The sequence below is a fragment of the Thiovibrio sp. Mzg5 genome (assembly GCF_055379285.1).
The window spans coordinates 1,149,396-1,173,426 of sequence record NZ_AP022872.1 but is presented as its reverse complement, the minus strand read 5'-3'; the positions used below and the strand labels follow the sequence as shown (position 1 = coordinate 1,173,426).

24 protein-coding genes are annotated in these 24,031 nt (G+C 57.4%); 17 read left to right on the top strand and 7 right to left on the bottom strand.

The window, feature by feature from the left end:
* Window positions 1–13: 13 nt before the first annotated feature.
* Window positions 14–907: a DUF2156 domain-containing protein gene (locus tag ACZ46D_RS05225; RefSeq protein ID WP_464928981.1), complete on the bottom strand. Its 894-nt coding sequence runs from the start codon at window positions 905–907 to the stop codon at window positions 14–16.
* Window positions 908–1,099: 192 nt separating this feature from the next.
* On the opposite strand from ACZ46D_RS05225, the gene ispH reads away from it, so the two are divergent.
* The 4 genes from ispH (at window position 1,100) to ACZ46D_RS05205 (ending at window position 5,080) form a co-directional block, all read left to right on the top strand.
* Window positions 1,100–1,948, top strand: a complete 849-nt coding sequence (gene ispH, locus ACZ46D_RS05220) for a 4-hydroxy-3-methylbut-2-enyl diphosphate reductase (RefSeq protein WP_464928980.1) — start codon at window positions 1,100–1,102, stop codon at window positions 1,946–1,948.
* A gap of 12 nt (window positions 1,949–1,960) precedes the next feature.
* Window positions 1,961–3,007 (top strand): signal recognition particle-docking protein FtsY, encoded by a 1,047-nt coding sequence (gene ftsY / locus ACZ46D_RS05215; RefSeq protein WP_464928979.1) that lies wholly within the window; start codon window positions 1,961–1,963, stop codon window positions 3,005–3,007.
* Window positions 3,004–3,837, top strand: coding sequence for a DnaJ domain-containing protein (locus ACZ46D_RS05210; protein WP_464928978.1), 834 nt, complete (start codon window positions 3,004–3,006; stop codon window positions 3,835–3,837). Before ftsY ends, ACZ46D_RS05210 begins: the two co-directional genes overlap by 4 nt.
* 160 nt (window positions 3,838–3,997) lie before the next feature.
* Entirely contained in the window at window positions 3,998–5,080 is a 1,083-nt protein-coding gene (locus ACZ46D_RS05205; protein WP_464928977.1) for a tRNA-queuosine alpha-mannosyltransferase domain-containing protein, read from the top strand.
* 15 nt (window positions 5,081–5,095) lie between these two features.
* Here ACZ46D_RS05205 and ACZ46D_RS05200 read toward each other — a convergent pair whose 3' ends face one another.
* The gene (locus ACZ46D_RS05200) at window positions 5,096–5,290 is read right to left on the bottom strand and encodes a hypothetical protein (RefSeq protein WP_464928976.1); all 195 of its coding nucleotides are present in this window, start codon (window positions 5,288–5,290) and stop codon (window positions 5,096–5,098) included.
* A 12-nt stretch (window positions 5,291–5,302) separates the two neighbouring features.
* On the bottom strand, window positions 5,303–7,498 hold the full coding sequence (gene glgB, locus ACZ46D_RS05195) for a 1,4-alpha-glucan branching protein GlgB (RefSeq protein ID WP_464928975.1): 2,196 nt from the start codon (window positions 7,496–7,498) through the stop codon (window positions 5,303–5,305).
* 346 nt (window positions 7,499–7,844) lie between these two features.
* Between glgB and ACZ46D_RS05190 the strand changes: the two genes are divergently transcribed.
* The 4 genes from ACZ46D_RS05190 (at window position 7,845) to ACZ46D_RS05175 (ending at window position 10,259) form a co-directional block, all read left to right on the top strand.
* Window positions 7,845–8,399 (top strand): YqgE/AlgH family protein, encoded by a 555-nt coding sequence (locus tag ACZ46D_RS05190; RefSeq protein ID WP_464928974.1) that lies wholly within the window; start codon window positions 7,845–7,847, stop codon window positions 8,397–8,399.
* 56 nt (window positions 8,400–8,455) lie between these two features.
* Window positions 8,456–9,313 (top strand): agmatinase, encoded by an 858-nt coding sequence (gene speB / locus ACZ46D_RS05185; protein ID WP_464928973.1) that lies wholly within the window; start codon window positions 8,456–8,458, stop codon window positions 9,311–9,313.
* Window positions 9,314–9,378: 65 nt separating this feature from the next.
* Complete coding sequence (locus ACZ46D_RS05180; RefSeq protein WP_464928972.1) at window positions 9,379–9,777, top strand: YkgJ family cysteine cluster protein; 399 nt, start codon at window positions 9,379–9,381, stop codon at window positions 9,775–9,777.
* Between the two features lie 11 nt (window positions 9,778–9,788).
* Window positions 9,789–10,259 carry a 23S rRNA (pseudouridine(1915)-N(3))-methyltransferase RlmH gene (locus tag ACZ46D_RS05175; protein WP_464928971.1) on the top strand — a complete coding sequence of 157 codons (471 nt, stop codon included), beginning with the start codon at window positions 9,789–9,791 and terminating at the stop codon, window positions 10,257–10,259.
* 11 nt (window positions 10,260–10,270) lie between these two features.
* On the opposite strand, the gene ACZ46D_RS05170 is transcribed toward ACZ46D_RS05175, so the two are convergent.
* A complete protein-coding gene (locus ACZ46D_RS05170; RefSeq protein ID WP_307633590.1) occupies window positions 10,271–10,492 on the bottom strand; it encodes a NifU family protein in 222 nt (73 codons plus the stop codon).
* A gap of 294 nt (window positions 10,493–10,786) precedes the next feature.
* On the opposite strand from ACZ46D_RS05170, the gene rsfS reads away from it, so the two are divergent.
* The 6 genes from rsfS (at window position 10,787) to ACZ46D_RS05140 (ending at window position 17,671) form a co-directional block, all read left to right on the top strand.
* On the top strand, window positions 10,787–11,170 hold the full coding sequence (gene rsfS, locus ACZ46D_RS05165) for a ribosome silencing factor (protein ID WP_464928970.1): 384 nt from the start codon (window positions 10,787–10,789) through the stop codon (window positions 11,168–11,170).
* Between the two features lie 26 nt (window positions 11,171–11,196).
* Window positions 11,197–12,753, top strand: coding sequence for a 2,3-bisphosphoglycerate-independent phosphoglycerate mutase (gpmI, locus tag ACZ46D_RS05160; protein WP_464928969.1), 1,557 nt, complete (start codon window positions 11,197–11,199; stop codon window positions 12,751–12,753).
* Window positions 12,754–12,793: 40 nt separating this feature from the next.
* Window positions 12,794–14,185, top strand: coding sequence for a threonine synthase (gene thrC, locus ACZ46D_RS05155; RefSeq protein ID WP_464928968.1), 1,392 nt, complete (start codon window positions 12,794–12,796; stop codon window positions 14,183–14,185).
* Between the two features lie 132 nt (window positions 14,186–14,317).
* On the top strand, window positions 14,318–15,388 hold the full coding sequence (locus tag ACZ46D_RS05150) for an ATP-binding protein (RefSeq protein ID WP_464928967.1): 1,071 nt from the start codon (window positions 14,318–14,320) through the stop codon (window positions 15,386–15,388).
* Between the two features lie 108 nt (window positions 15,389–15,496).
* Window positions 15,497–16,327, top strand: a complete 831-nt coding sequence (locus ACZ46D_RS05145) for a purine-nucleoside phosphorylase (RefSeq protein ID WP_464928966.1) — start codon at window positions 15,497–15,499, stop codon at window positions 16,325–16,327.
* Between the two features lie 12 nt (window positions 16,328–16,339).
* The gene (locus ACZ46D_RS05140; protein WP_464928965.1) at window positions 16,340–17,671 is read left to right on the top strand and encodes an amidohydrolase family protein; all 1,332 of its coding nucleotides are present in this window, start codon (window positions 16,340–16,342) and stop codon (window positions 17,669–17,671) included.
* Window positions 17,672–17,823: 152 nt separating this feature from the next.
* On the opposite strand, the gene ACZ46D_RS05135 is transcribed toward ACZ46D_RS05140, so the two are convergent.
* From ACZ46D_RS05135 to ACZ46D_RS05125, 3 genes are read right to left on the bottom strand one after another with little or no spacing between them, the layout of a single operon-like run.
* Window positions 17,824–18,147 (bottom strand): c-type cytochrome, encoded by a 324-nt coding sequence (locus tag ACZ46D_RS05135; protein WP_464928964.1) that lies wholly within the window; start codon window positions 18,145–18,147, stop codon window positions 17,824–17,826.
* Window positions 18,148–18,173: 26 nt separating this feature from the next.
* Window positions 18,174–18,518: a cytochrome c gene (locus tag ACZ46D_RS05130; RefSeq protein ID WP_464928963.1), complete on the bottom strand. Its 345-nt coding sequence runs from the start codon at window positions 18,516–18,518 to the stop codon at window positions 18,174–18,176.
* An 8-nt stretch (window positions 18,519–18,526) separates the two neighbouring features.
* On the bottom strand, window positions 18,527–19,717 hold the full coding sequence (locus ACZ46D_RS05125; RefSeq protein WP_464928962.1) for a molybdopterin-dependent oxidoreductase: 1,191 nt from the start codon (window positions 19,715–19,717) through the stop codon (window positions 18,527–18,529).
* A gap of 327 nt (window positions 19,718–20,044) precedes the next feature.
* Here ACZ46D_RS05125 and ACZ46D_RS05120 point away from each other — a divergent pair, with 327 nt between their 5' ends.
* Genes ACZ46D_RS05120 through ACZ46D_RS05110 form a run of 3 tightly spaced genes read left to right on the top strand, consistent with a single transcriptional unit; the run spans window position 20,045 to window position 23,843 of the window.
* Window positions 20,045–20,899 carry a c-type cytochrome gene (locus tag ACZ46D_RS05120; protein ID WP_464928961.1) on the top strand — a complete coding sequence of 285 codons (855 nt, stop codon included), beginning with the start codon at window positions 20,045–20,047 and terminating at the stop codon, window positions 20,897–20,899.
* An 18-nt stretch (window positions 20,900–20,917) separates the two neighbouring features.
* A complete protein-coding gene (locus tag ACZ46D_RS05115; protein WP_464928960.1) occupies window positions 20,918–22,285 on the top strand; it encodes a c-type cytochrome in 1,368 nt (455 codons plus the stop codon).
* Window positions 22,278–23,843, top strand: coding sequence for a cytochrome c (locus tag ACZ46D_RS05110; protein WP_464928959.1), 1,566 nt, complete (start codon window positions 22,278–22,280; stop codon window positions 23,841–23,843). Before ACZ46D_RS05115 ends, ACZ46D_RS05110 begins: the two co-directional genes overlap by 8 nt.
* The last annotated feature ends 188 nt before the right edge of the window (window positions 23,844–24,031 follow it).

Genomic DNA, 24,031 nt, shown 5'->3' with positions numbered 1-24,031 from the left:
TTTAGTTGTCGATTTACTGGTCGTTTGCCTTTCCCGTGCTCGTCCCACCCAGAACAATGCGAACCTTTTTCACTAGGTGCTCCGGAGAGTAGCTTTCCTTGGCCTGGCGCAGGCCGGGAATGCCCAAATCCTGCTCCCGGTTGACATACTCAAAATCACTAAGATTCTCTCTGGCAAACCATTGGTTGATCAACTGGGCCAACCCTTGGAACTGAGGCATGGCCTTCTCGAAATGGGTGACTGCGGTTGAGGGGCTGAGCCTCTCACCCACGGTGAACGCCTCAATCCTTCCCGCAATCCGGATGGCGCCGCCGGTCAGGGGCAATTTTTCGTAGTGGTGCAGGGTTTCTTCTATCGCCTGATCTTCTCCGCGCAATCCCGGCTCGATCTTGCACTCTCGGTCGGTGCACCAGCGGTCTTGCATGGCCAGGCATTCTGGAACTGTTTCCGGGGTGATCATCTCGTACTGGCAGTCGTACGCGGCCAGGCATTGGTTAATGTGGTTTCTTTTCTTGGTGAAATGCCTGCCCGCCAGGAAGGCAAGGTCTTCCCTGCGGTAGACATAGTCGGCATTGTCCCGATCCTCGACCACCACTGTCCCAGGCGGTAGGGCTGTCTCCGTGAGTTTTTCCTTGGGGAAGCGAGTCGCTTCCGAAATCCTGCTGCCGTATGCATCGAAAACCTCGGCCAGTGAGACCGGGCCCACGGGGTTTCCCAGGAGAACCATCCCCGTCTTTGTCTTGGCAAAAAAGAGGAGGGATTCCTTGAACTCGTCGATCCAGATCGGCCGGGTGTGCCGCCAGGCAAAGAGATTGGTGAAGGTCAGCTCGGAGATCACCGGAGGAAACTGCCGGAGATATTCGGTAACAGGCTGTCGGTCATCGAGGGTAAGCGGGCGCAGGGTCATGGGGCTCCTGTGAGAGGGTGTAGGGTAGGATCAGTATAGAGGCGTCGCAGGATTCTCGCAATTGATTCCCTTGCCAAGGGCGCGTTGCTTTTCTTGCAAATACGGAGAAATCCGTATAGATTGTCTGGTTTGTTGGCGGTTGGCGCAAGACAGGAAAATTCGGGGGTAGCCCCTCTAAGAAAAGGTGAACAGATGGAAGTGGTGCTTGCCAAGAATGCAGGCTTTTGCATGGGGGTGCGGAGGGCTGTTGAGACCACCCTCGGCATGGTCCAGAAGGGCGAGACCACCATTGCCACCTTTGGGCCCTTGATCCACAATCCGCAAGTTCTGAAACTGCTTGAGGAGCAAGGGGTGAAAATCCTTACCGAGATTCCGGCCCAGGCCACCGGCGCCATAATTATCCGGGCCCACGGCATTCCCCCGGAAGAGAAGAAAAAGCTTGAAGCCACCGGTGCTCGGGTCGAGGATGCCACCTGTCCCCGGGTGCTCAAGGTGCAGGCCATTATTGCCAGATACAAAAAAGAGGGCTACTCCACGGTGATCATCGGCGACCGTGACCACGCCGAGGTGGAAGGGCTCATGGGCTATGCCGACAACACCGGGCAGGTGGTGAACAGCGAGGAGGATGTCGCGGCCCTGCGGCTTGACGGGCCGTACATCATTGTCAGCCAGACCACCCAGAACGAGCATCTTTTTGAAAGGCTCAAAGAGATGATCCTGCAAAAATATCCTGGGGGCGAGGTGTTCAACACCATCTGCGATTCCACCCATAAACGGCAGGAGGAGGTGCGCCAGCTCTGCCAGGAGGTGGAAGCCTTGGTAGTGGTGGGTGGGAAGACCAGCGCCAACACCAAGCGGCTGGGAGAGATTGCCGAAAGCCTGGGCTGCCCGGTGTTCATGGTGGAGTCGGAAACGGATCTTGAGCCGCAGGCCTTGGCGCGCTATGGCCGGGTAGGGGTTACGGCTGGGGCCTCCACCCCGAATTGGGTGATCAGCCGGATTGTTGAAGTGTTGGAGAATATAACGGCGAAGACGCCTTGAGGGGAAAGAAGAATGCTGAGTTGGTTTAAGAAGAAAATCGGCGGCGCGCAGGCACTGCCGCCGGAGCAGGGTCCTGGAGCAGAGGTCGTCGCCCCTGCCGCAGAAGCCTCGGGGCAAGAGGAGAATGGGGCCAGTTTTTTTCTGCGGCTTAAGGATGGCCTGTCCAGAACCCGAAAAACCTTTGTCCGCCAGATTGACGCGCTTTTTCTCGGCAAGAAGCAGATCGATGCCGAGCTGCTCGATGATCTGGAAGAGATTCTGATCATGGCGGATATCGGCGCCAACACCACTCAGGAACTCCTTGAGAAGACCAGGGAGCAGGTGCGGCGCAACGAATTGGCGGATGGGCAGGCTCTTAAAAAAGCACTCAAGGAGATGATCCTCGGCTATCTGCGCAATGCGGACCGGCCTGCGGATTTTGCCCTGCCGACACAGGGGCCCTTTGTCGTCATGGTGCTGGGGGTCAACGGAGTGGGCAAGACCACCACCATCGGCAAGCTGGCCTATAAGTTCACCCAAGCAGGGCAGAAGGTGCTGCTGGTGGCCGCCGATACCTTTCGGGCCGCAGCCAGCGAGCAGTTGCAGATCTGGGGCAAGCGGGTCGGGGTGGAGCTTGTGGCCCAGCAGGCCGGGGCGGACCCATCCTCCGTGGTCTTCGATGCCTTGGATTATGCCAAGCCGCGCAATTTTGACGTGGTGCTGGTGGACACAGCCGGCCGCTTGCACACCAAGGTCAACCTCATGGAAGAGCTGAAAAAGATCAAGCGGGTCATGGATAAGAAGATCCCCGGCGCGCCCCATGAGATCCTGCTGGTGCTCGACGCCACCACCGGCCAGAATGCCATCTCCCAGGCGCGGCTGTTCAACGAGGCCGTGGATGTCACCGGCCTGGCCCTGACCAAGCTTGACGGGACTGCCAAGGGCGGCATTGTGATCAATATCTGCCACGAGTTCAACATCCCCATCCGCTTCATCGGCATCGGGGAACAGATGGAGGATCTGCGCGATTTCGAGCCGGGCGAGTTTGTCGAGGCCCTGTTTGCCGAGGGTGAGGCATGATCGTCTATCGTCGGCATAAGCCGCCGGGCTGCGGCGGGTTTTTACTGGTTGTGGCCCTGCTCCTGTTCGCCATGGGCGGCGCCCCGCTTATCCTTGACGTGTTGGGGTTTCTCTTTTTCACCGGGGTCTTTTTGGTTCTCATGGTTTTTGTCGGAATCTGGGGGTTTTCCCAGTATATCCGGAGGATGGCGGTTCGCTATGAGCGTTCCCAAACCGAAAGCCACAACCAGTTTGTCTTTCTGCTGATCAATATCCTGATCCGCATTGCCCAGGCGGACGGGGTTGTCACCAAGGCAGAGCTTGCCCCCATCGAGAATTTTTTTCGTGTGCATCTGCGCTACAACCAGAGCCAGATGTACTGGGTGCGCGACCTGATCCAGGACGCCCTTGCCTCCCAGGCCTCCCTTGAAGCCATGCTCGCCGAGTTCAAGAGCCATTTCGCATACGAGCCCCGGCTTATCCTGGTGGAGCTCATCTATCAGGTGCTCTACACCAATGCCCAGGTTTCCGCCCAGGAACTGGCCATGGTGCAGACCATTGCCGATTTCCTCGGGATTACCGCCTATGACCACCACGCCATCCGCAGCAAATATGTGAGCGGCAGCGGTGGTCGGGCCTTCCCCGGCCAGGGGAAGAGCGAGGCCCAGTACTATGAAATTCTTGGGCTGGCGCCGGGGGCAACGCCTGAACAGATCAAAAGCGCCTACCGGAAATTGAGCATGCAGTATCATCCGGACAAGGTGGCGCATCTGGGCGAGGAGTTTCGCCGGGTGGCTGAGGAGAAGATGAAGGAGCTGAATGAGGCCTATCAGCACTTAAAAAAACTGTAAACGCTCAGCAGCACCGCATCTGCTTTGTCATCGGTCTGCTTATGTGCAATAGCACACTTCGCAGGCCTCTTTCGCACATCTGCGGCACTGTTGAACGTTTACATGTCAGCTTCGAACGGTTTTGTGATTATAAATAAACAGTATAAACAGGGTGGCGGGCATGAACATCCTTGTCCTTGAGCCCTATTACGGCGGCTCGCACAAAGCGTTTCTTGCCGGTCTGACTCGGAATCTCCCCTATACCTTTGATCTGCTGACCCTGCCAGCGCACAGCTGGAAATGGCGGATGCGCCTTGCAGCCCCGCATTTCGCCGGGGTTCTTGCTGCTGATCCGCGTTACAAAGCCAAGACCTTTGACCGGATTTTCTGCTCCTCCCTGGTCGATGTCGCTGCTCTGCGCGGCCTGTTGCCGCCACACCTCCGCACCGTCCCGCTTCTGACCTACTTCCACGAGAATCAGTTCGCTTACCCGGTGCAGATTTCCGAGGCGCGGGATGTGCATTTTGGCCTGACCAATCTCACCACGGCTCTGGCGTCCGACAGGCTTGCCTTTAACTCACAGTATAATTTGGATTCTTTTCTGGCGGGCTGTCGGGAGCTTTTGGCCAAGATGCCGGACATGTCTTTACCAGGCTATGAGGAGGCGATCCGTGCCAAGGCGACTATCCTCCCTCCGGGCCTGGATTTTAGCGGGATTGACGGTTGCTCGGAGGAGAAGCAGACAGGCAGACCGCCGGTTCTTGTCTGGAACCACCGTTGGGAGCACGATAAGAACCCGGAGTTGTTCTTCAACACCCTGTACGGGTTTGCGGAGCAAGGGGTTCCCTTTGGTCTGATCGTGCTGGGAGAATCCTTCCGGAATCAGCCGCCGGTCTTTGCCCAGGCAACGCAGAGGCTTGCCCCGCATATTGTTCATTTCGGCTATGCGGAAGATCGGCAGGAGTATTGCAGGCTGCTCTGCCAGGGGGATGTCGTCGTTTCCACGGCTAACCATGAGTTTTACGGCATGGCGGTTCTTGAGGCGGTGCGTGGCGGCTGCCGGCCATTGGTGCCGGATCGCCTATCGTATCGGGAGCTTTTTGCTCCAGCCTTTCGCTACGAGGATGTGGCTTTTGCCCAGAAACTGTTGGCGAGCATGGAGACAGGAAGGCTTACGGCCCATGAGGCGCACACCCTGACCAGTCGGTTTTCCTGGCCGGAACTGGCCCGCAGTTATCAGCAATGGTTTGAAACGCAGGGATAACCGGCGGTAGGCGGATCAGCAGGGGGCGGATTCGCTAAAGTTTTTCGTCAGAAATTCGCATTCTGCCGGGGAAAGATCAAAGCGAATCTCCGCTTCCTTGATCACCGTCCCCCTTTTTTTCTGCGGATTATGGAGCAACTCTTCGCTCATCCAGCATATGGCCTTTTTCATCTTGTCGCTGCCGGTTGGCAGCCTTCCGGCACCGTCCATCTGCGTCCTCCTTTATACCGGCTTTACCATGATGCCGCCAAGGGGCGGAACCGAGACCAGGATATGGAACGGGGCCTCGCCCAAGGGCTCGGCAATGGCCTGCTTGCGATCCGGGTTGGACACATTGCTGCCGCCGAATTCAGTGTTGTCGGTGGAGAGGATTTCCTGGTACCAGCCCGCGGTCGGCACCCCGAGTTTGTAGTCGTGCAGAACCTGGGGAGTGAAGTTGAGCAGGCAGACCACATGGTCTTTGGCCTTTTTGCCCTGGCGGCAGAAGGCGATGATGCTGTTGTCCACATCCTTGAAATCCATCCATCTGAAGCCGTCGTAGGAAAAATCGATCTCCCAGAGGGGGCGGGTGTCCTTGTAGACCGCATTCAGCTGCTGGACGAATTTCTGCAGCTGCTGGTGCATGGTGTTCTGTTCGGTCAGATGCCAGTCCAGGCTCACCTTGCAGTACCATTCGGAGATTTGGCCGAACTCTCCTCCCATGAACAGGAGCTTCTTGCCCGGATGGGTCCAGAGGAAAAAGAAGAGCAACCGCAGGTTGGCGAATTTCTGCCACATGTCGCCGGGCATCTTGAAGAGCAGGGAGCGCTTGCCATGCACCACCTCGTCGTGGGACATGGGCAGGATGAAGTTTTCGGTGAAGGCGTAGAGCAGGGAGAAGGTGAGGGCGTTGTGGTGGTATTTGCGGAAGATCGGCTCCTTGCTGAAATAGCCCAGAATGTCGTTCATCCAGCCCATGTTCCACTTGTAGCCAAAACCCAGGCCTCCCCAGTCCAGGGGCTTGGAAACCCCGTAGAAGCTGGTCGATTCCTCGGCGATCATCAGGGTGTCTGGATAGCGGCTGTAGATGATGGCGTTCATGTGCTTGATGAATTCGATGGCGTCGATGTTTTCCTTGCCGCCGTAGATGTTGGGCACCCAGTCTCCGTCATTGCGGGCATAGTCTAGGTAGAGCATGGAGGCCACCGCATCGACCCGCAGGCCGTCGATGTGGAATTTGTCCATCCAGAAGAGGGCGTTGGCAATGAGGAAGTTCTGCACCTCCTTGCGGCCGTAGTTGAAGATCAGGGTGCCCCACTCGGGATGCGCCCCCTGCCTGGGGTCTTCGTGCTCGTAGAGGGCGGTGCCATCAAAGCGGCTTAAGGCATGGCCATCGGAGGGAAAGTGGGACGGCACCCAGTCGAGGATCACGCCGATCCCGTTTTGATGACACTGGTCCACGAAGTACATGAAATCCTGGGGCGTGCCGTGGCGGCTGGTCACGGCAAAGTAGCCGGTGACCTGATATCCCCAGGATTCGTCCAATGGATGCTCCATGATGGGCATCAGCTCGATATGGGTGAAACCCATCTCCTTGACGTACGGGATCAGGGAACCGGCCAGCTCCTGATAGGAGAGCAATCGTGCTGGGTCTGCCGGGTCGCGCCGCCAGGAGGCCAGATGGACCTCGTAGGTGGACATGGGTTGCTCGTAGCTTCTCCGGCTTTTTCGCTCCTTGATCCAGGCCGCGTCGTTCCAGGCGTAGCCGTTCAGCCCCCAGACAATCGAGGCGGTTTTTGGCCGAATCTCGGCGAAGAACTGGAAGGGGTCGGCCTTTTCGAGCAGCGCGTCGTGCTGGGTTTTGACCTCGTACTTGTACGGCTCTCCCTGGCCGATGTCCGGGATAAACAGCTCCCAGATGCCGGACTGGCCCAAAACCCGCATTTGATGCACCCTGCCGTCCCAGTAATTGAAGTTACCCAGGACACTGACCCTCTTAGCGCTTGGAGCCCAGACCCGGAAGATGGTGCCGCTGACGCCGTCAATGGTGACGAGCTGTGCGCCGAGAGTGTTGTAAATTTCGTAGTTGGTGCCGTTGTTGAAGAGATAGCGGTCATACTCGGACATCTGGGGCAGGAACCGGTACGGATCCTTGAAAACATGGTGGTTCTCATCGTAAAAGACAGCTTCAAATTCATAGGGGAAAGGCTCGGTGCAATCGGTAATGACAATCTCGAAAAAACCTTCCGATCTTGTCTTGTACATCTCTTTTTTTTCCCCTTTGGCCATCAGCCAGCAGGCGGTGGCGTTGGGCTGGAAGGTTCTGATAACCGAAGAGGCGGCATCGTGGTCCAGAACGTGGAAGCCCAGAACCTGAAAGGGGTCATGGTGTTCGGAGGCAATGATCCGGTTGATTTCGGAATTTATATCAGAGGTCATATGCGCGGTTTCTGCCTGGTGTGGGTTGTTGAGGCCTTTGCACGCTGTTGCAAGAGTGGATAAAGAGCCGTTTGTAATAAAAATAATGCCGTCATCTTAATTAACCAAACGGCATAAAAATCCGTAACGAAAAGGTCAAAAAGGCGCAGACCCTTTCGTAACGGTTTCTAAATTCTAGCACGGAACAGAGAGGAAACTCCAACTCTTTTCCGGTACAGGGCTAAATTTGTTGCATGTGCAGGATTTCTTGACTGACAGCCAAGACAAATGCTAAGTTGCAGGCGGATTTGCATCGGTCGCCCGTGGCGATCAACAACACAGAACCAGACATGGGGCTTTCTTCCGGATGATCGAAACCCTGCAAGGCTATTTCCTCATTGCCACCCCCCAGATGCCGGACCCCCGTTTTGCCGGGAAGGTTGTCTATCTCTGCGCCCACAACGACGAGGGGGCCATGGGGCTGGTGGTGAACGAACCCATTGTCGGTATCAGCCTGGCGGATGTTTTCAAAAGCGCCGATATTCCGCTACCGCCGGGGCTGTTGCCGACGGTGTATATGGGTGGGCCGGTGGAGGTGGCAAACGCCTTTTTTCTGTACAGCTCCGAGTACAAGGCGCCGCATTTCCTTGAGGTGAGCAAGAGTGTCCATTTGACGAGCGACCCGCAGTTGCTCTACGATCTCGCCTCGGGTCAGGGGCCGAAAAATCTGCTGGTGGCCTTGGGCTATTCCGGCTGGGGACCGGGACAGCTGGAGGCAGAGCTCACCGTGGACGGCTGGCTCACCCTGCCCGCGGATGACGACATCATCTTCCATACCCCGGACAGGTTGCGCTGGCAGAAGGCGGCGCAGCGGCACGGCATTGATATCGCCCTGTTCGGCGATGTGGTGGGTACGGCCTGAGTGGCCGGTGGGATGAAAAATACGGGCTGGTCCCGTGATTGGATACAGGAAAAACAATGACGCACATCTCGCAGTTTCTTGGGGAAGAGGCCGATCTCGGCCCGGAAAAACGCATCGCCATCCTCTCTGCGCCGCTGGCCTCTTCGGTGAGCTGGCTGGGCGGCACCGAGCTTGGGCCGCAGGCGATCATCGATGCTTCCCCGGCCTTGGAGGTGTTTGATGACGAGCTTTTGTCCGAGACCGTGCGGCTCGGTATTGCCACCAGACCGGTGCCGAATTTTACGGCAATAACCGCAAGAGAGGCCTGTCGACAGATAGAGGCAACCGTGGCCGCGGAGCTGGCCGGGGGGATGTTTCCGGTGCTGCTCGGGGGCGAGCATACCGTAACCGTGCCTGCGGTACAGGCCTGTCTGGCGCAATACCCCGATCTGCATGTGGTGCAGATCGACGCCCATCTTGACCTGCGTGACCAATATGAAGACAACCCCAACAGCCATGCTTGCGTGATGCGGCGGCTTGCCGACTTGGGGGTTCCCTTTACCCAGATCGGCATCCGCTCCTTTTCTAAGGAAGAATACGAACTTGTCCAAGCCAAGGGGTGGCACCCATTCTTTATGCATCGGATTCACACCGAACCGGATTGGATTGCCCAGGTCTGCGCCGGGATCAAGGGGCCGGTCTATCTTACCTGTGATGTGGATGGGCTGGATCCCACGATCGTGCCGGCCACCGGCACTCCGGAGCCGGACGGTCTGACCTGGCACCAAACCATCGACCTGTTGCGGGAGCTTGCCGCCAAGCACCGCATCGTGGGTATGGATTTTGTCGAATTTTCTCCGCGTGTTGGCGCGGAACATGCGGCCTTTACCGTGGCCAAACTGATCTATCGGACGCTCGGCTATATCTTTCGTTGAGGGGTGGCGGGAAAGCGCTTGAACGCGGGTGTTGCAACAAATAAGTCAAGGATTGGTGATTGAATATGTCTGAGGAACAGGAAATATTTCAGTGTCGGCAATGCGGCCATTGCTGCCAGGGCGAAACCACGGTTTCTCTCGACCCCGAGGATGTCGCCCGGCTGGTCGCCTATCTGCATCTGCCCATTGCCGAGGTGCAGGAGAAATATCTGCGCCTTACCGGCAAGGTGGTGCAGATGAAGATCGTGGACGGCCACTGCATCTTTTTTAACGAGGGCTGCACGGTGCATGAAGGCAAACCCTGGCGCTGTAGGCAATGGCCCCTGCATCCCAGCATGCTCACCGATCAGAACAATTTCGAGGCCATCCGCCAATCCTGCCCCGGCATTAAAGGGGAGCTCGGCTATGAGGAATTCCGCTCCCGGCTGGCGGAGCTTCTCAATCAGCAGGACCCAGGCAAGTAGGGGGAAAGGCGGTGAAGATCATCCTCCCGCTCCTGGGCAAAACCAAGGAACAGTACCTTGCCGCCGGAATCGATGATTTTGCCGGGCGGCTCAGACGTTTTGTCCCGCTTGATTTGCCGGTGCTCAAAGAAAAGAAGAATGCCACCAAGGAAGATGCGGCGCGGTTGCAAAATGAGGAGGGGCAGATACTTCTCGCTAGCGTACCGCAGTCCGCCAGGGTAGTGGCCCTGGCTCCGGCAGGCCAGCAACTCAGTTCGGAAGAACTGGCTGATCTGCTAAGCCGTTGGGAGGATCAGGGGGTTCGGGAGATTGCCTTTTTGATCGGCGGCCCCACGGGCCTTGCGCCGGAGCTGGTCCGGCAGGCGGATTATGTGTTGTCGCTCTCGCGGATGACCTTTACCCACGAGATGGCCCGACTGCTGGTACTCGAACAGCTGTACCGGGCTTTTTCCATCAAGGCCGGGACCGGGTACCATAAATAAACAAGGGCGGGTTAAACGGATTCCACGGAGCGGACCTCCGGAACCTCCCCTTTTAAGAATTTTTCAATCCCGTTCTTGAGCGTATTTCTGGACATGGGGCATTCCTTGCAGGCGCCGGTCAGCTGGACCGTGACCACCCCGTCCTTGCTCACATCCACCAGGGCCACATCGCCTCCGTCTGCCTGTAATGTTGGGCGAATCTTTGCCAGAGCCGCCAGAATCCTGTCGCGCATTGTTAATCCTCAAGCTGGGTTGTCAGGGTGAAAAGGTACTGCAATCTAACACAGCTCCGCTCCGCCGACAACCTTTGCCAGCAACCGGGTCAGAACTAACCGATTGCCAGATTGCCCGTTGTTGTAGTATGATAGCGCTCCCATTTTGTTCATTGCGCACAATGATGACTTCGCAAAAAGGGAAAAGGTCACAGGTTCGTGACACAATGTCAAGAAGTCACAAAGTTATACCCGTTGTTGAAATCGCGCTTTTTGCGATTTCAACAACGGGTTTTATCCCAACAAGGAGTCATAATGAAAAAGGTCCATAAGGATTTTCAGGATGCGTCAAGTCTGGAGCTGGCCCGTTTTGCCGCCCTGGCAGCCCTGGATAAAAAAGCGGAGGACCTGGTCGTTCTTGATGTGCGGGGCCTGTCTTCCTTTACCGATTTTTTTGTCATCATGAGCGGGCGTTCCACCAGGCATGTGCAGGGTCTGGCCCAGGCGGTGGATGCGGCCCTGCGTCATAAAAACGTCAAGGACGGCAACACCGAGGGCCTCAACGAGGGGCATTGGGTTCTCCTCGATTATAACGATGTGATCGTGCATGTCTTTTACAGCGAAGACCGCAGCTTTTACGACATTGAAGGCTTGTGGCACGACGCCCCCAGAGTGGAAATAGCCCCGGAAGCATCCTGAACAGGCTCTAAGACTCTGGAGAAACGATGAAGAAGATCACGCCGGTATTGCTGGCCATCCTCGATGGTTGGGGAATTGGGGAACCGTGGGAAGGCAACGCCATCCATCTTGCCCGTACACCCAACATGGACCGCTGGCAGGCACACCAGCCCGCCACGACCCTGGTTGCCCACAACGGCGCGGTGGGGCTGCCCGAAGGGCAGATGGGCAATTCCGAGGTGGGGCATCTCAATATCGGCGCCGGTCGCATTGTCTACCAGGATTTCACCCGGATCAACCGAGCCATTGAAACCGGGGATTTCTTCAAAAACGAAGCGTTGGCCGGGGTTTTTGGCCGCGCCGCCGCCCAGGGCACCGCGGTGCATCTGCTGGGGCTCGTTTCCGACGGCGGGGTGCACAGCCATATCCGCCATCTCATCGCCCTGCTGGAAATGGCTAAAAAAATGGGGCTGGTCAAGGTCTATATCCATGCCTTCATGGATGGCCGCGACACCCCGCCCCGGAGCGGGGAAGGGTACATGGCCGAGCTTGCCGAAGCCATTGCCAGGATCGGTGTGGGCCAGGTCGCCTCGGTCTGTGGCCGTTATTATGCCATGGACCGCGACAACCGTTGGGATCGGGTTTCCTTGGCCTGGCAGGCCATGGTGGATGGCCGGGGCCAATATGCGGCCACCGAGGCAGGCGAGGCAATGGCTGCGGCCTATGGGCGCGGCGAAAACGATGAGTTCATCAAGCCCACGGTGATCACGAGCAACGGGCAGCCGGTGGCCACCATCAACGATGGGGATTCGCTTATTTTCTTCAATTTCCGGGCCGACCGGGCCAGGCAGATGACCCATGCCTTTATCGACCAAGGATTTACCGGTTTTCCCGTGCAGCACCGCCCCAAACTGGCCGACTATCTTACCTTCACGGTGTATGAGAAGGATTTTCATCTGGCCGTGGCTTTTCCGCCGGTGGCCCTCACCCATATCCTGGGGGAAGAGGTCAGCAGTCACGGCTTACGGCAGCTGCGCATCGCCGAAACGGAAAAATACGCCCACGTCACCTATTTTTTCAATGGCGGCCGTGAAGCCCCCTATCCTCTGGAAGACAGAGCCCTGCTCCCGTCCCCGCGCGAGGTGGCCACCTACGACTTGAAGCCGGAGATGAGCGCGGATGCGGTAACCGAAGAGTTGCTGCGTCGCCTTGCGGACAATCCCTACAGCCTGGTGGTGCTCAACTTCGCCAACTGCGACATGGTGGGGCATAGCGGAATCATGGCCGCAGCCATCACTGCGGTGGAGACCGTGGACCGGTGCATCGGTCGGGTGGTCGAACGCTTTACCGAACTCGGCGGGGTGGTGCTGATCACCGCGGACCACGGCAATGCCGAGGTCATGATCGATAAAAAAACCTGCGGCCCGGTGACGGCGCATTCCACCAACCCGGTGCCCCTGGTGATGGTCGGCGCCCAGCCCGGCCTTGGCCTTCAGGATGGCGGCACCCTGACCAACATCGCCCCCACCATTCTTGCGCTGATGGGGTTGCCCATTCCGGCGGAGATGGAAAGCGCCAGCCTGCTGGTGCGGCATGAAAAATAAAGCTGTCAGCTGATAGCGAACAAGCAAAGGGTAATCAGTGATGCAATACATCAGCACCCGGGGCGGTATCGCCCCCATATCCTTCAAGCAGGCCGTGATGATGGGCCTTGCCACCGACGGCGGCCTGCTGCTGCCTGTGTCTATCCCCGAAATCCCAGCCGAGACCCTGACCCAGTGGCGGCAGCTCAGTTATCCGGAGCTGGCAACCGCTGTGCTCAGCTGTTTTATCGACGATATTCCGACCGACGACCTGCGTGGGTTGGTGGAAAAATCGTATAGCACCTTCAACCACCCGGAGATCACCCCGCTGGTCAAGCAGGGCGACTGTTACATCCTTGAGCTGTTCCACGGGCCGACCCTGGCCTTCAAGGACGTGGCCCTGCAGTTTCTGGGCAATGTTTTTGAGTATCTGCTCAAGGAATCCGGCGGCAGAATGAACATCCTCGGCGCCACCTCCGGCGATACCGGGAGCGCCGCGATCTACGGGGTGCGGGGCAAGGAACGGATCAACATCTTCATCCTCCACCCCCACAAGCGGGTCAGCCCCATCCAGGAATTGCAGATGACCACCGTCACCGATGCCAATGTCTTCAATCTGGCGGTGCGCGGCACCTTTGACGACGGGCAAGCAATAGTCAAGACCATCTTCAACGATCTGGCTTTCAAGGAAAAGCACCAGCTGGGCGCGGTCAATTCCATCAACTGGGCCCGGATTGTGGCCCAGGTTGTCTATTATATCTATGCCGCCCTCAAGGTTACCGCAAGCGAAGGGGTGCCCCAGGTTGATTTTTCCGTGCCCACCGGTAACTTCGGCGATATCTTTGCCGGGTATGTGGCCCGCCGCATGCTGCCTCAGCAAATCCGCCGCCTGATTTTGGCCACCAACGAGAACAACCTGCTGACCCGTTTTATCCTAAACGGCGATTATTCCCTGGGCGCTGTGGCGCAAACCTCAAGCCCCTCCATGGACATCCAGGTGGCCAGCAATTTTGAGCGCTATCTCTACTACCTTAACGGCGAGGATGCCGACCGAACCCGTCGGGATATGGACCGTTTCGGTGCCCGCGGCAGCCTTCAGTTTGACGAACTTGCCCAGGAACGGGTGCGGGCGGATTTTGCCTCGCGCAGCGTGAACGAAGAGCAAACCATCGCCACCATCCGTGATTTTTACGAGCAGCATGGCTATGTGCTTGATCCGCATACCGCCGTGGGGGTCAAGGCCGGCCTGGCGGGCAGGGAGGTGGGGGTGCCGATGATCTGCCTGGCCACCGCCCATCCGGCCAAGTTCGGCGCGGCAGTCCGGCGTGCCATCGGCCATGAGCCTGAACTGCCGGAAAGCCTTGCCGCGCTGGCCGACCAGGAAACGCGCTGTGAGGTGATACCGGCCGAGGTTGGGGCTGTGCAGGCGTTTGTCGAGCAGCATGCCCTATAGCTTTCCGGGGACGGATTTTTTTGTCGGGGTTGAGGTTGGTGTATTTTTCTGTTTTTCTCTGTTACACTGTTAGGTGCCGATGGAGTGGTCACTGCAAGAAAAACAGTTGGAAATCCATTGAACGAGGCCTCCGTGAACCAAACCGAACTCCTGCAATTCCTGAGCAAGATAGACCTGTTTCATTTCTTCCCCCCCGAAGAGCTTGCGGATTTTTTGAAAAAGGCCACGGAAGTGCCGGTCGCCAAGGGCGTCATTCTCTTTCGCGAGGGAGAACCCGGCCAGGAGATGTATATCGTGTTGCGGGGGATGCTCAAGGTCTTTAGTGGCAACCGGGTGATTGCCATCATTAAACCCGGCGAATATTTCGGCGAAATGGCCATCATTGAAAATCAGCCCCGCTCCGCCAGCGTGGCAGTCCTGGAAGATTCCCTTCTCCTGCAGGTTCCCTACGCCGTATTTCAAGAGTATTTTTCCCGACAGCCCAAATCGCTGGTCGCCATGATGCGGACCCTGAGCCAGCGGGTCCGGCGTGATCTCGAAATTCTCGGGCAAGAGTATGAGCAGATCAATATCATGGTCCATGATATGAAAAATCTGCTCACCCCCTTTCATCTTTTGGAGGTCCTGGAACGAACCGTGCCAGGTCTTGCCGGGAACAGATACCTCGCCTGCATGGTCAAGGCGCGGGGGGATCTTCTCATTCTCATGGAAAATGCCCTGGCCCAGGCGAAACGACTCCACATCGAAACCCCGATCCATACCGACTCTCTGGACCAACTGCTCGTTGATCTTCAAGAATCGTCCTGGCTGGTTCATCCGGAGATTGGTGGTCGAGGCCTTCGGGTAGAGGTCACCGGCACTCTGCCGGAATTCCCCTTTTCTTCCCTCGGCCTCTGTCGGGTGTTTTCAAACCTCGTGGTCAATGCCGCCCAGGCCAGTGAAGCAGGGGGCCTCATTACCCTTGCCCTTTCCTGTGAGGAGGGCGAAGCGGTGGTCAAGGTTATTGACCACGGTCACGGCATTCCCGAGGAGGTGCAGGAAAAAATATTCCAGCCCCATTTTACCACCAAGACCGACGGCAATGGGATCGGCCTCCTCTCCTGCAAGCAGATCATCGAAGAAACCCATCACGGCAGCCTCACCTTTACCTCCACGCCCGGCCAGGGCACGACCTTCACCATCCGTCTTCCCTTCTCTGTCTGAATCGGGTAAACATCTGCAGGCAATCGCTGTCGGCCATGGCGCGGATTTCCGCCGTGGCCTCGTATTCTGTCGAATTTTTGCTAATCAGAAATCAGCCAGCAGAGGCGGATGGTGATGGAAATTTTCAAGCAGAGGGTTGATGAGGCGGTCGGGTTTTTGCAGGAGACCATGCCGGAGCTGCCGGAGATTGTCTTGGTGCTCGGTACCGGCTTGAGCGGCTTGGGGGAAAGGATCGAATCGCCGCTTGTCCTGCCCTATGCGGAGATTCCCAACTTCCCCACAACAACCGTGGCCAGCCATGCAGGAAACCTTATCTTTGGCAGGCTCTGCGGCAGGCCGGTGGCGGTATTGCAGGGCAGGTTCCATTATTACGAAGGGTATTCCGCCCGCGAGCTGACCATGCCGATCCGGGTCCTTGCTCTGCTCGGCGCAAAAAACCTCATCGTGTGCAACTCGGCAGGCGGCCTCAACCCAGCCTTCGCGGCCGGCACCGTGATGGTACTGCGCGACCATCTGAATTTTATCCCGGACAACCCCCTGCGGGGGCCCAATGTTGATGCCTGGGGCCCTCGCTTTCCCGACCTCTCCGCCCCCTATAACCAGCGTTTTATCGACACGGCCCTGGCCTGCGCGGCCAGGGAGCAGATCGCCCAGGTCGCCACCGGCGTCTATGTGGCCATCCCCGGACCCAGCTTGGAAACCCCGGCGGAAACCCGGTATCTTAGGCAATGCGGCGCCGATGTCGTGGGCATGTCCACCGTGCCCGAGGTGATCGTGGCCATCCACGCCGGGATGCGGGTCTTGGGGCTATCGGTGGTGGCAAACGTCAATGATCCTGACAACCTCAAGCCCATCATTTTGGAAGAGATCATCGAGGAAACCAGAAGGGCGGAAGACCGTTTGGCTCGCCTGCTCCTCGCTGTGCTGCCAGAGATTTAAAAGAGGAAACCCATGAACGCCAAAGCAACTCTGCTGGTCTGTGGCCAGATTCTGACCCTGGATCCCCACAACACCGTGATCGAAGACGGCGTTGTGGTTATTGCCGGAGACACCATTGTCGAGGTGGGGGAGCGGACAGCCCTGCTGGGCAAGTACCCCGGGGTGGAGCAGCTTGTCCAGCCCCATGGCCTGGTGATGCCGGGGTTGGTCAACAGCCACACCCACGCGGCCATGGCCTGTTTCCGGGGATTGGCCGATGATCTGCCCCTGATGACCTGGCTCACCGAGTACATCTTTCCGGTGGAGGGGAATCTCAACCCCGAGATGGTGTATCAATCCTCCTTGCTCTCCATGGGTGAGATGATCAAGTCCGGCACCACCAGTTTCTGCGATATGTATCTCTTTGCCAAGGAGGTGGCCCGGGCCACGGCGGACTCCGGGATGCGCGGCTGGCTGGGCGAGGTGCTGTACGATTTCCCCTCGCCCAACTACGGCGCGCCGGAAAACGGCATCGTGTATCTGGAGGAGCTGATGGCTGAATACCGCAACCATCCGCTCATCTCCATCACCGTTGATCCCCATGCCGTGTACACCTGCTCCCCGGATCTGCTCAAGCGGCTCAAGACCGTGGCGGAAAAGCACGGGGGTGCCTATGTGATCCACCTCTCCGAAACCAGGGACGAGGTGGAGGGGTGCCGGGCCAAATACGGGCATACCCCGGTCATGCACCTTGATGCCCTGGGGATTCTCGACAGCCAGGTGGTGGCGGACCATTGCGTGGTATTGACCGAACCGGAGATCGACCTCCTCGCCGAGCGGGGCGTTAAGGTGGCCCATTGCCCGGAAAGCAACATGAAGCTTGCCTCGGGCGTGGCTCCGGTGGTGGAGCTGCTGGCGGCCGGGGTCACGGTGGGACTGGGCACCGATGGCGCGGCCAGCAACAACGATGTGGACATGTTCGGCGAGATGGACTCTGCCGCCAAGTTGCACAAGGTGCATCGCCTCGACCCCACGGTGATGAGCGCCGAAACCACCCTGCGCATGGCTACCCTGGGCGGCGCCAAGCTGCTGGGCGTGGAGAGCCGGATCGGCAGCCTGGAGGTGGGGAAAAAGGGTGATCTCATTGTGCTGGATATGAACAAGCCGCACCTGACCCCGATGTACAACATTCCTTCCCATCTGGTCTATGCGGCAACCGGTTCGGATGTGGCGCATTCGGTGATCAACGGGAAGGTGGTGATGCGAGACAGGCGGCTGCTTACCATGGACGAGGATGCGGTGCTGGACAGGTTGCGCGAAATCGGCGCGCAGATCGCCGGGATGGTCAGGCCTGGGCGCAGTTGAGCCGTCTCCGGGGAAATTGAGAGGGAGGCCGGGTCGCGATGGGGGAGAACTCTCTTTGGATAGGGCCTGCCGAGTTGTTTGCCTACGATGACGACCCGGGCGAGTTGTATGGCGAAGGGTATTTCTTTTCAGAAAATACCCTTCGCCGCGTTTTAAAACGTGTTCAGGATATACTCGGCGATCGTCTTGGCGTCGCGGTCGGGCAGGAAATTGGTGTCGAACTTCGACATGCCCGGCCCGGGATTGCGCATCTTATCGATGATCGCCTCCACGGTGTTGACCTTATTGGCCTCCCGATTTGCTTTGTGCAGAGATTTTTGAGGGTTGATGATGTTGCCGCCGTTCGGATGGCAGGCACTGCAGCGCTGTGCAAAGAGCTCTTCCCCATTGGTCGCCGCCGCCTGCGCGGTATTCGCCGTTGGTATCCACAGGCAAGCGGCTGACAGGGCAAGAGTAAGGGTAACAACTTTCTTCATTTTCAGGGGCCTCATCTGTCAAAGGTTTATTTCTCGCCGGTCCCATATTGTGCGGCAAGATAGCTGCTGATGGTTTTGGCGTCCTCCTCGTTGATCGGCGCGCCAAACACCTTGATCATCTTATGGACTTCGTTATCCCAGGTTTTCGCGGGCAGGCGGGGCTGCATGGTAATGTAATCGGGGGAGTGGCAGATGGCGCAGAAGATCATCACCTTGTCTTTGCCGGCGCCCTCTTTCAGCTCAGGCGGAATTGTCGGCAGGGTGATCGAGTGAACAGTGCCCGTTTCCTCGGCCCGCGCCATCGGGACATGATGCTGCACAAGGTACACGGCGGCTGCTACCAGCATGGCGAATACGATGATTTTTTTCATATTCCCTCCTATCCGACGGTGATGTCGACTTTTTCGATATTATTCCGCATGTAGCCGGCCGGATTCCACAGACTGTCAAGAGGCTGGGACTCGCCGATGCTGTCGGTCGCGCGCGCCATCAGGGTATATTTTCCTTTCTGCGACGGCTTCCAGGGCAGCGACCACAAGACCCAGGAATACTTACCGAGATCCTTGCCTAATCTGGCCTCTTTCCAGGTCTTGCCGCCATCCACCGAAACAACGACATCCTTGATGCCGTAGCCGCCGGAAAAGGCGAGGCCGGAGATGGTCACCTCCTTGCCCATTGGCAAACGGTTGCCCTGGGAGGGCTCGATGATAAGCGAGCGGGTATCCATCCGGTTGATGGGAACGGTCTTGTCAGGGTTGGTGCCGGGGGGGACGCAGGCACAGGGATTGGCCGGAATGCGATAGGCCGGATTCATCCAGAAAGTCTCCAGCGGTTTCGACAACACGGTCACATCGCTGAGCGCCTTTACCCAGTATGATGCATACCAGCCCGGCACCACCAATCGGGCGGGGAAGCCGTTGAGCATGGTCAGCGGCTTCCCGTTCATCTCGTAGGCGATGATGATATCTTCCTCCAGAGCCTTATCCACTGGTAACGCCTTGACCAGGTCAGGTACGGTGGGAAGCGGCCCGGAATCAAGGCCATTAAAGGACACCTCCACCGAATCGCCTTTGACTCCGGCCTTGGCCAGGATGTCCTTCAAGCGAGCGCCACCCCAGGTGACGTTGCCCATGGCGCCGTTGCCCCACTGCCCACCGGGAACACGCGGCTCAAAAAGGCTGCGGCCATTACCGGCGCATTGGATGACCGCAGTATAGCTAACCTTGGGAAGTCCTTTCAGATCGTCCATGGAAAGCTCAAACGACCGCTCGGTATTGCCGCCGACCTTGATCCGCCAGGTCCGCAGATCAACCGAGGTGGGAATGTTGGCGATATGCCAGCGGACAAAGAGCGCCTCGTTCGGGGTAATCAGCTCCTTGAAAAAATGTTTGGGTGTTTCCAGCTGCGGTGGCCGTGAGGTGAGGAGGATCAAGTCCGTCTTTTCCGGGAAACGGACTAATTTTCCCTCACTGGCAAAAAGATCAGTTGGTATCCCCCCAAAGGCGGTCACCATACCGATGGAACTTGCGGTCTTTAGAAAATCCCGACGTGAAAAAAATCTACTTTTCATGGCCCCCTCCCATAGGATTGTTTTGAAAAAGAGTACCGGCTTCAGCTCGTTACCGTAATGACGATCCGAAAAGAAAAGAGATGACCTCCTGTCGTTGCTGTGAAAAACATAGGTCGAAAACCTTGATGTACGATCCTGCGGCAATTGAATATTTATACCACGCAGGAAGCCGATAATTACAGCATTTTATTTTCTCGGCAACTCGAAATGCAGAAAGGGGAAATCCATGATACATATACTGAGGTAGGCGAGAAAAATGGACCACCAACACACCATTTTTTATCAAAATTTTTGAGATATCCTCCCGGCATGAGCAGGTGAAAGGAAATGAAAAATAACAGATTGGCTTTTGTTTTGGTCACCACTGTCGCCATCGCCATTGTCGGCGCCGGCCTGTCCCTCTTTTTTGGCAGGTTTCTCAACCTTGCCGGTGTCGGAGGCGAGACGATGCCACTGTCGCTTCCTTCGACCGTCCCCCGGCAGGAGGCGACAGCGGCAATCACCTTTGCCCCTCCCTCTCCTCAGGATGCCCCGGCATCCATCAAAGAAGCGGTGCTGCTCGGCGCCAACATCCTCACGGAAACCGGTAAATATGCCGCTCCATATGTGGGCAACAAGCTCTCTTGCACCAATTGCCACTTCAAGGCCGGCATCACCCAGGGCGGGAAAAATGGCGGCCTGTCATTGGTCGGGGTGGGAGCCGCCTATCCCCAATACCGTAAAAGGCAAGATTATGCCGTTGATCTGGTAACCCGCACCAACGACTGTTTTAAAAGAAGCATGAACGGCAAGCCATTGCCTGAAGAAAGCAAGGAAATGGCCGCCATTGTCACCTACTACCAGTGGATATCAAAGGGATTGCCGGTGTACGCGGAAATACCCTGGCTGGGCCTGCCGCATCTCAAGAGCACCCATGTCCCGGACAAGAACAATGGCGGGCAGGTTTTTGACGCCAAATGCACCGTCTGCCACGGGAAGAACGGCGAAGGCACCAACGCCGCTCCTCCTCTGTGGGGCGACACCTCCTTCAACGACGGGGCAGGCATGCATAAGTCGGCAAACCTTGCCTCCTTTGCCCACCTCAACATGCCGTTGGGCAACCCGAATCTTTCCGTTGAGGATGCCCTGGATGTGGCGGAGTATGTTGCCGCCCAGCCGCGACCCCATTTCAGCAATAAGTAATCGTCAGGAGTGTAGCGCATGGAGTTTCCAATCTTTCAGGTTCCCTATCTGGGAAACGGCATGACCATTGCGCTTGATGCCGTGCTGCATGTCATTATCAGCCACGGCCTGGCCATTGGCGCGGTTTCCATGGTGGTGGTCAGCGAATATCTCGGACAGCGCCGGGTATCCCGGGATTGGGAATGCTTTGCCAGGGATTTTCTTCGCGTTATCGTTTTTCTGACCACCAGCGTCGGCGCTGTAACCGGAGTCGGCATCTGGCTCATCACCAGCGCTCTGGCCCCGCGCGGGATCGGTTCGCTGCTCAGGGTTTTTTTCTGGCCCTGGTTTATGGAATGGGGTGTTTTTACCGCCGAGGTGGTCATCGTCCTTATTTACTACTACACTTGGCAGAGCTGGACCGGGGAGAGGAAAAAACACCACCTGCGGCTCGGCCTCGGCTATGTTGCGGCGGCCCTCTGCTCGGCTCTGCTGATCACCGGCATTCTCGGCTTCATGCTCACCCCGGACGGCTGGCCGTGGAACAAGAGCCTCTGGTCGGCATTTTTCAATGCCAGCTACTTGCCGCAACTTGTCCTGCGCCTCGGCATCGCCTATTCCCTGGGCACCCTCTTTTCCGTCGGCTACCTTGTCTTTACCCGCCGGGAAGGTAATTTTCGCAAAGAGGGTCTTGCTGTTTTCGCTAAAATCGCCCTTTTTAGCCTAACGCTTACGATTCTCAGCGCCGTCTGGTATTTCAAGGTGGTCCCCTCCACCTTCAAGACCCATTCGCTCTATGCGGTCATGACCTCCCGCTTTTCCCAGCAGCCCGAACTGTTTTGGAAGATCACCGTCGGCGGCGCGGTTTTCTTGCTGTTTTTCTGGCTTGTGGCCCTGCGCAGGTCAGTCATCGCCGTTCGAATCCTTGTGGTTCCGGCGATTGTTGTCTCGATTCTTTTTGTGGCCCAGTTTGAACGGGTGCGGGAGTTTATCCGCGGCCCGTATCTGATGCCCGGTTATATGTATGCCAACCAGGTGCTGCTTGCGGAAACGCCTCTCTTTGCCAAACAGGGCATGCTCCCGAGCTCTTACTGGTATAAGGCCACAGCCAGGCAGGGCGATCCGGTGGGCCAGGGCGCCTATCTCTTTGCCCAAAACTGTTCCGCCTGCCATACCATCGGGGGGATCAACGATATCGTTGCCCGGGTGCAGGGCAGGACAGCGGACGGCCTCTACGTCATCCTCGGCCATACCCAGGAAATGGTGCCCTTCATGCCCCCTTTTTCAGGCACCGATCAAGAGCGGCGGACCATGGCCGATTTTCTCTTTCGCCTCGGGGACGGCGCCATCAAACTTGGCGCTCCCTCTCGCTTTACCCCGCTCAACGGAGGGGCGGCACATGAATAACCTTCTTGATCTCCTTCTGCAAAAGCCCATGCCCGATCCATGGCTGCAGGGCCTTCTTTTTGTCTCCTTTGCCCTGCATCTGCTCTTTGTCCTGTTCACGCTCGGCACGGCGATCCTTGCTTTTTTCTACCTGCTGAGCGGCCATTGGGGCGGCAAGCCTCAATCCCTTCGCCTGGCAGGCCGGATTACCAAAGCCTTCATGAGCCACAAAAGTCTTGCCGTGGTGTTGGGCGTGGCCCCCTTGCTTTTGATCCAGGTTGCCTTTACCATTCCCTTTTTTACCGGGGTCAATCTCTTTGCCCCGTACTGGCTTGCCATCATCGCGCTGCTCATCGTTGCCTTCCTTGCTTTCGACGTACTGGCCCATCACCTTGACAGCCACCGTCTTATCCCGCTGATCTTGGGAATCACCGGCCTGCTCACCCTGTTGGCGGTCCCGGGAATCTTCGTCCTGATCCTGACCGCCTCCGAACATCCTGCTCGCTGGATTACCATCATTGAGCAAGGGTACCGCCTGAACGGGTCGTTGGCTGTTCACTGGTTGTTCAGATATCTGCATGTCCTGGGGGCTGCGGTGGTGTTCGGGGCGGCGTTTCATTATTTTTTCGCCGCTGAGAACAAGGAGGAGCGAAAATCCCTGCTGCACCTTCTCGTGGCCGCCACCTTGCTGCAGATTTTCCTCGGCATCCTGCTCTATGCATCACTGCCGGACAAGCCGGGGATGATTGTCAATCTCGCCCTTTTTATCGGGGTAGGCGGTGTTGCTCTTTTTCTTTGGTACCTATTCACCATCGGCAGCAAAGAGGATACGCTCCTCTCATTACAAATTACCGTTCCCGCGATGATCTGTATCCTGATCTCGATGTTACTGGGCCGCCAGCTGATTCAGAACCGGACATATCTGCCCCTCACGGTAGCGCTGCAGGAAAATACCCGGGCGCACAGCCGGGAAACCGGTGCTTTCACCCAGGAAAGCCTTGCTCGGTATCAGGCAAAGCTCAACGTTGTCTACGACAACGGCGCCACCATCTATGCCAAGAGCTGCGCCTTCTGTCATGGCGAGCTGGCGGACGGCGCGGGCCCAGAGGCGAAGAATCTGGGGGTGCAGCCGGAAAACATTGCCGCCGTGCGGACTACCGCACCCTATCTCCACAAAATTCTTACCGAGGGGGTCCCCGGCTCGGCCATGCCGTACTTCACCTTTCTGGATCGGAACAAGCTTGATGCCCTGGCCGAATATCTCAACGCCAGCCATCATCTGATAGAAAAACCAGGGCCTCCTCCGGTTGTCATTTCTGCGGCAACGCTTCAGCAGGCCGAGCAGATATATGCCCAGACCTGCACGCCGTGTCACGGCAATGACGGCAAGGGTACGGAACAATCCCGCGGCTACCGTCCGCCACCGCCTGATTTTACAGCGTATAGCCTCACCCCCCAGCGGATGTTCGAGGTGATCAGCAACGGCTACAACGGCACGTTAATGCCTGGTTTTGGAAACTTGCCAGAAATGGTCCGGTGGGGGCTAGTAGAAGTCGTCACAGCCAAACGTGATCGGTAAACAGAGGGGAAAAGATAGGTGTGACAACGGCGGAAAAAGGTTCATGATCCGGAAAATTCGCAAAGGCCTTTGTTTTCGCTCATTTCGAAGAAATCAGGCCCTGGCGGTTGTAGTTGGATAATATTTCCGCCCCTCTGGTGTATGCTGCCAGGGGGAGCGAGGCGGCGCACTCCGTGATCAATGGTCGG

Bases quoted from the DNA above. Each gene is read 5' to 3' on its own strand.
- ACZ46D_RS05225 (WP_464928981.1), bottom strand. From the start codon at position 907: ATGACCCTGCGCCCGCTTACCCTCGATGACCGACAGCCTGTTACCGAA.
- ispH (WP_464928980.1), top strand. From the start codon at position 1,100: ATGGAAGTGGTGCTTGCCAAGAATGCAGGCTTTTGCATGGGGGTGCGG.
- ftsY (WP_464928979.1), top strand. From the start codon at position 1,961: ATGCTGAGTTGGTTTAAGAAGAAAATCGGCGGCGCGCAGGCACTGCCG.
- ACZ46D_RS05210 (WP_464928978.1), top strand. From the start codon at position 3,004: ATGATCGTCTATCGTCGGCATAAGCCGCCGGGCTGCGGCGGGTTTTTA.
- ACZ46D_RS05205 (WP_464928977.1), top strand. From the start codon at position 3,998: ATGAACATCCTTGTCCTTGAGCCCTATTACGGCGGCTCGCACAAAGCG.
- ACZ46D_RS05200 (WP_464928976.1), bottom strand. From the start codon at position 5,290: ATGGACGGTGCCGGAAGGCTGCCAACCGGCAGCGACAAGATGAAAAAG.
- glgB (WP_464928975.1), bottom strand. From the start codon at position 7,498: ATGACCTCTGATATAAATTCCGAAATCAACCGGATCATTGCCTCCGAA.
- ACZ46D_RS05190 (WP_464928974.1), top strand. From the start codon at position 7,845: ATGATCGAAACCCTGCAAGGCTATTTCCTCATTGCCACCCCCCAGATG.
- speB (WP_464928973.1), top strand. From the start codon at position 8,456: ATGACGCACATCTCGCAGTTTCTTGGGGAAGAGGCCGATCTCGGCCCG.
- ACZ46D_RS05180 (WP_464928972.1), top strand. From the start codon at position 9,379: ATGTCTGAGGAACAGGAAATATTTCAGTGTCGGCAATGCGGCCATTGC.
- ACZ46D_RS05170 (WP_307633590.1), bottom strand. From the start codon at position 10,492: ATGCGCGACAGGATTCTGGCGGCTCTGGCAAAGATTCGCCCAACATTA.
- rsfS (WP_464928970.1), top strand. From the start codon at position 10,787: ATGAAAAAGGTCCATAAGGATTTTCAGGATGCGTCAAGTCTGGAGCTG.
- gpmI (WP_464928969.1), top strand. From the start codon at position 11,197: ATGAAGAAGATCACGCCGGTATTGCTGGCCATCCTCGATGGTTGGGGA.
- thrC (WP_464928968.1), top strand. From the start codon at position 12,794: ATGCAATACATCAGCACCCGGGGCGGTATCGCCCCCATATCCTTCAAG.
- ACZ46D_RS05145 (WP_464928966.1), top strand. From the start codon at position 15,497: ATGGTGATGGAAATTTTCAAGCAGAGGGTTGATGAGGCGGTCGGGTTT.
- ACZ46D_RS05140 (WP_464928965.1), top strand. From the start codon at position 16,340: ATGAACGCCAAAGCAACTCTGCTGGTCTGTGGCCAGATTCTGACCCTG.
- ACZ46D_RS05135 (WP_464928964.1), bottom strand. From the start codon at position 18,147: ATGAAGAAAGTTGTTACCCTTACTCTTGCCCTGTCAGCCGCTTGCCTG.
- ACZ46D_RS05130 (WP_464928963.1), bottom strand. From the start codon at position 18,518: ATGAAAAAAATCATCGTATTCGCCATGCTGGTAGCAGCCGCCGTGTAC.
- ACZ46D_RS05125 (WP_464928962.1), bottom strand. From the start codon at position 19,717: ATGAAAAGTAGATTTTTTTCACGTCGGGATTTTCTAAAGACCGCAAGT.
- ACZ46D_RS05120 (WP_464928961.1), top strand. From the start codon at position 20,045: ATGAAAAATAACAGATTGGCTTTTGTTTTGGTCACCACTGTCGCCATC.
- ACZ46D_RS05115 (WP_464928960.1), top strand. From the start codon at position 20,918: ATGGAGTTTCCAATCTTTCAGGTTCCCTATCTGGGAAACGGCATGACC.
- ACZ46D_RS05110 (WP_464928959.1), top strand. From the start codon at position 22,278: ATGAATAACCTTCTTGATCTCCTTCTGCAAAAGCCCATGCCCGATCCA.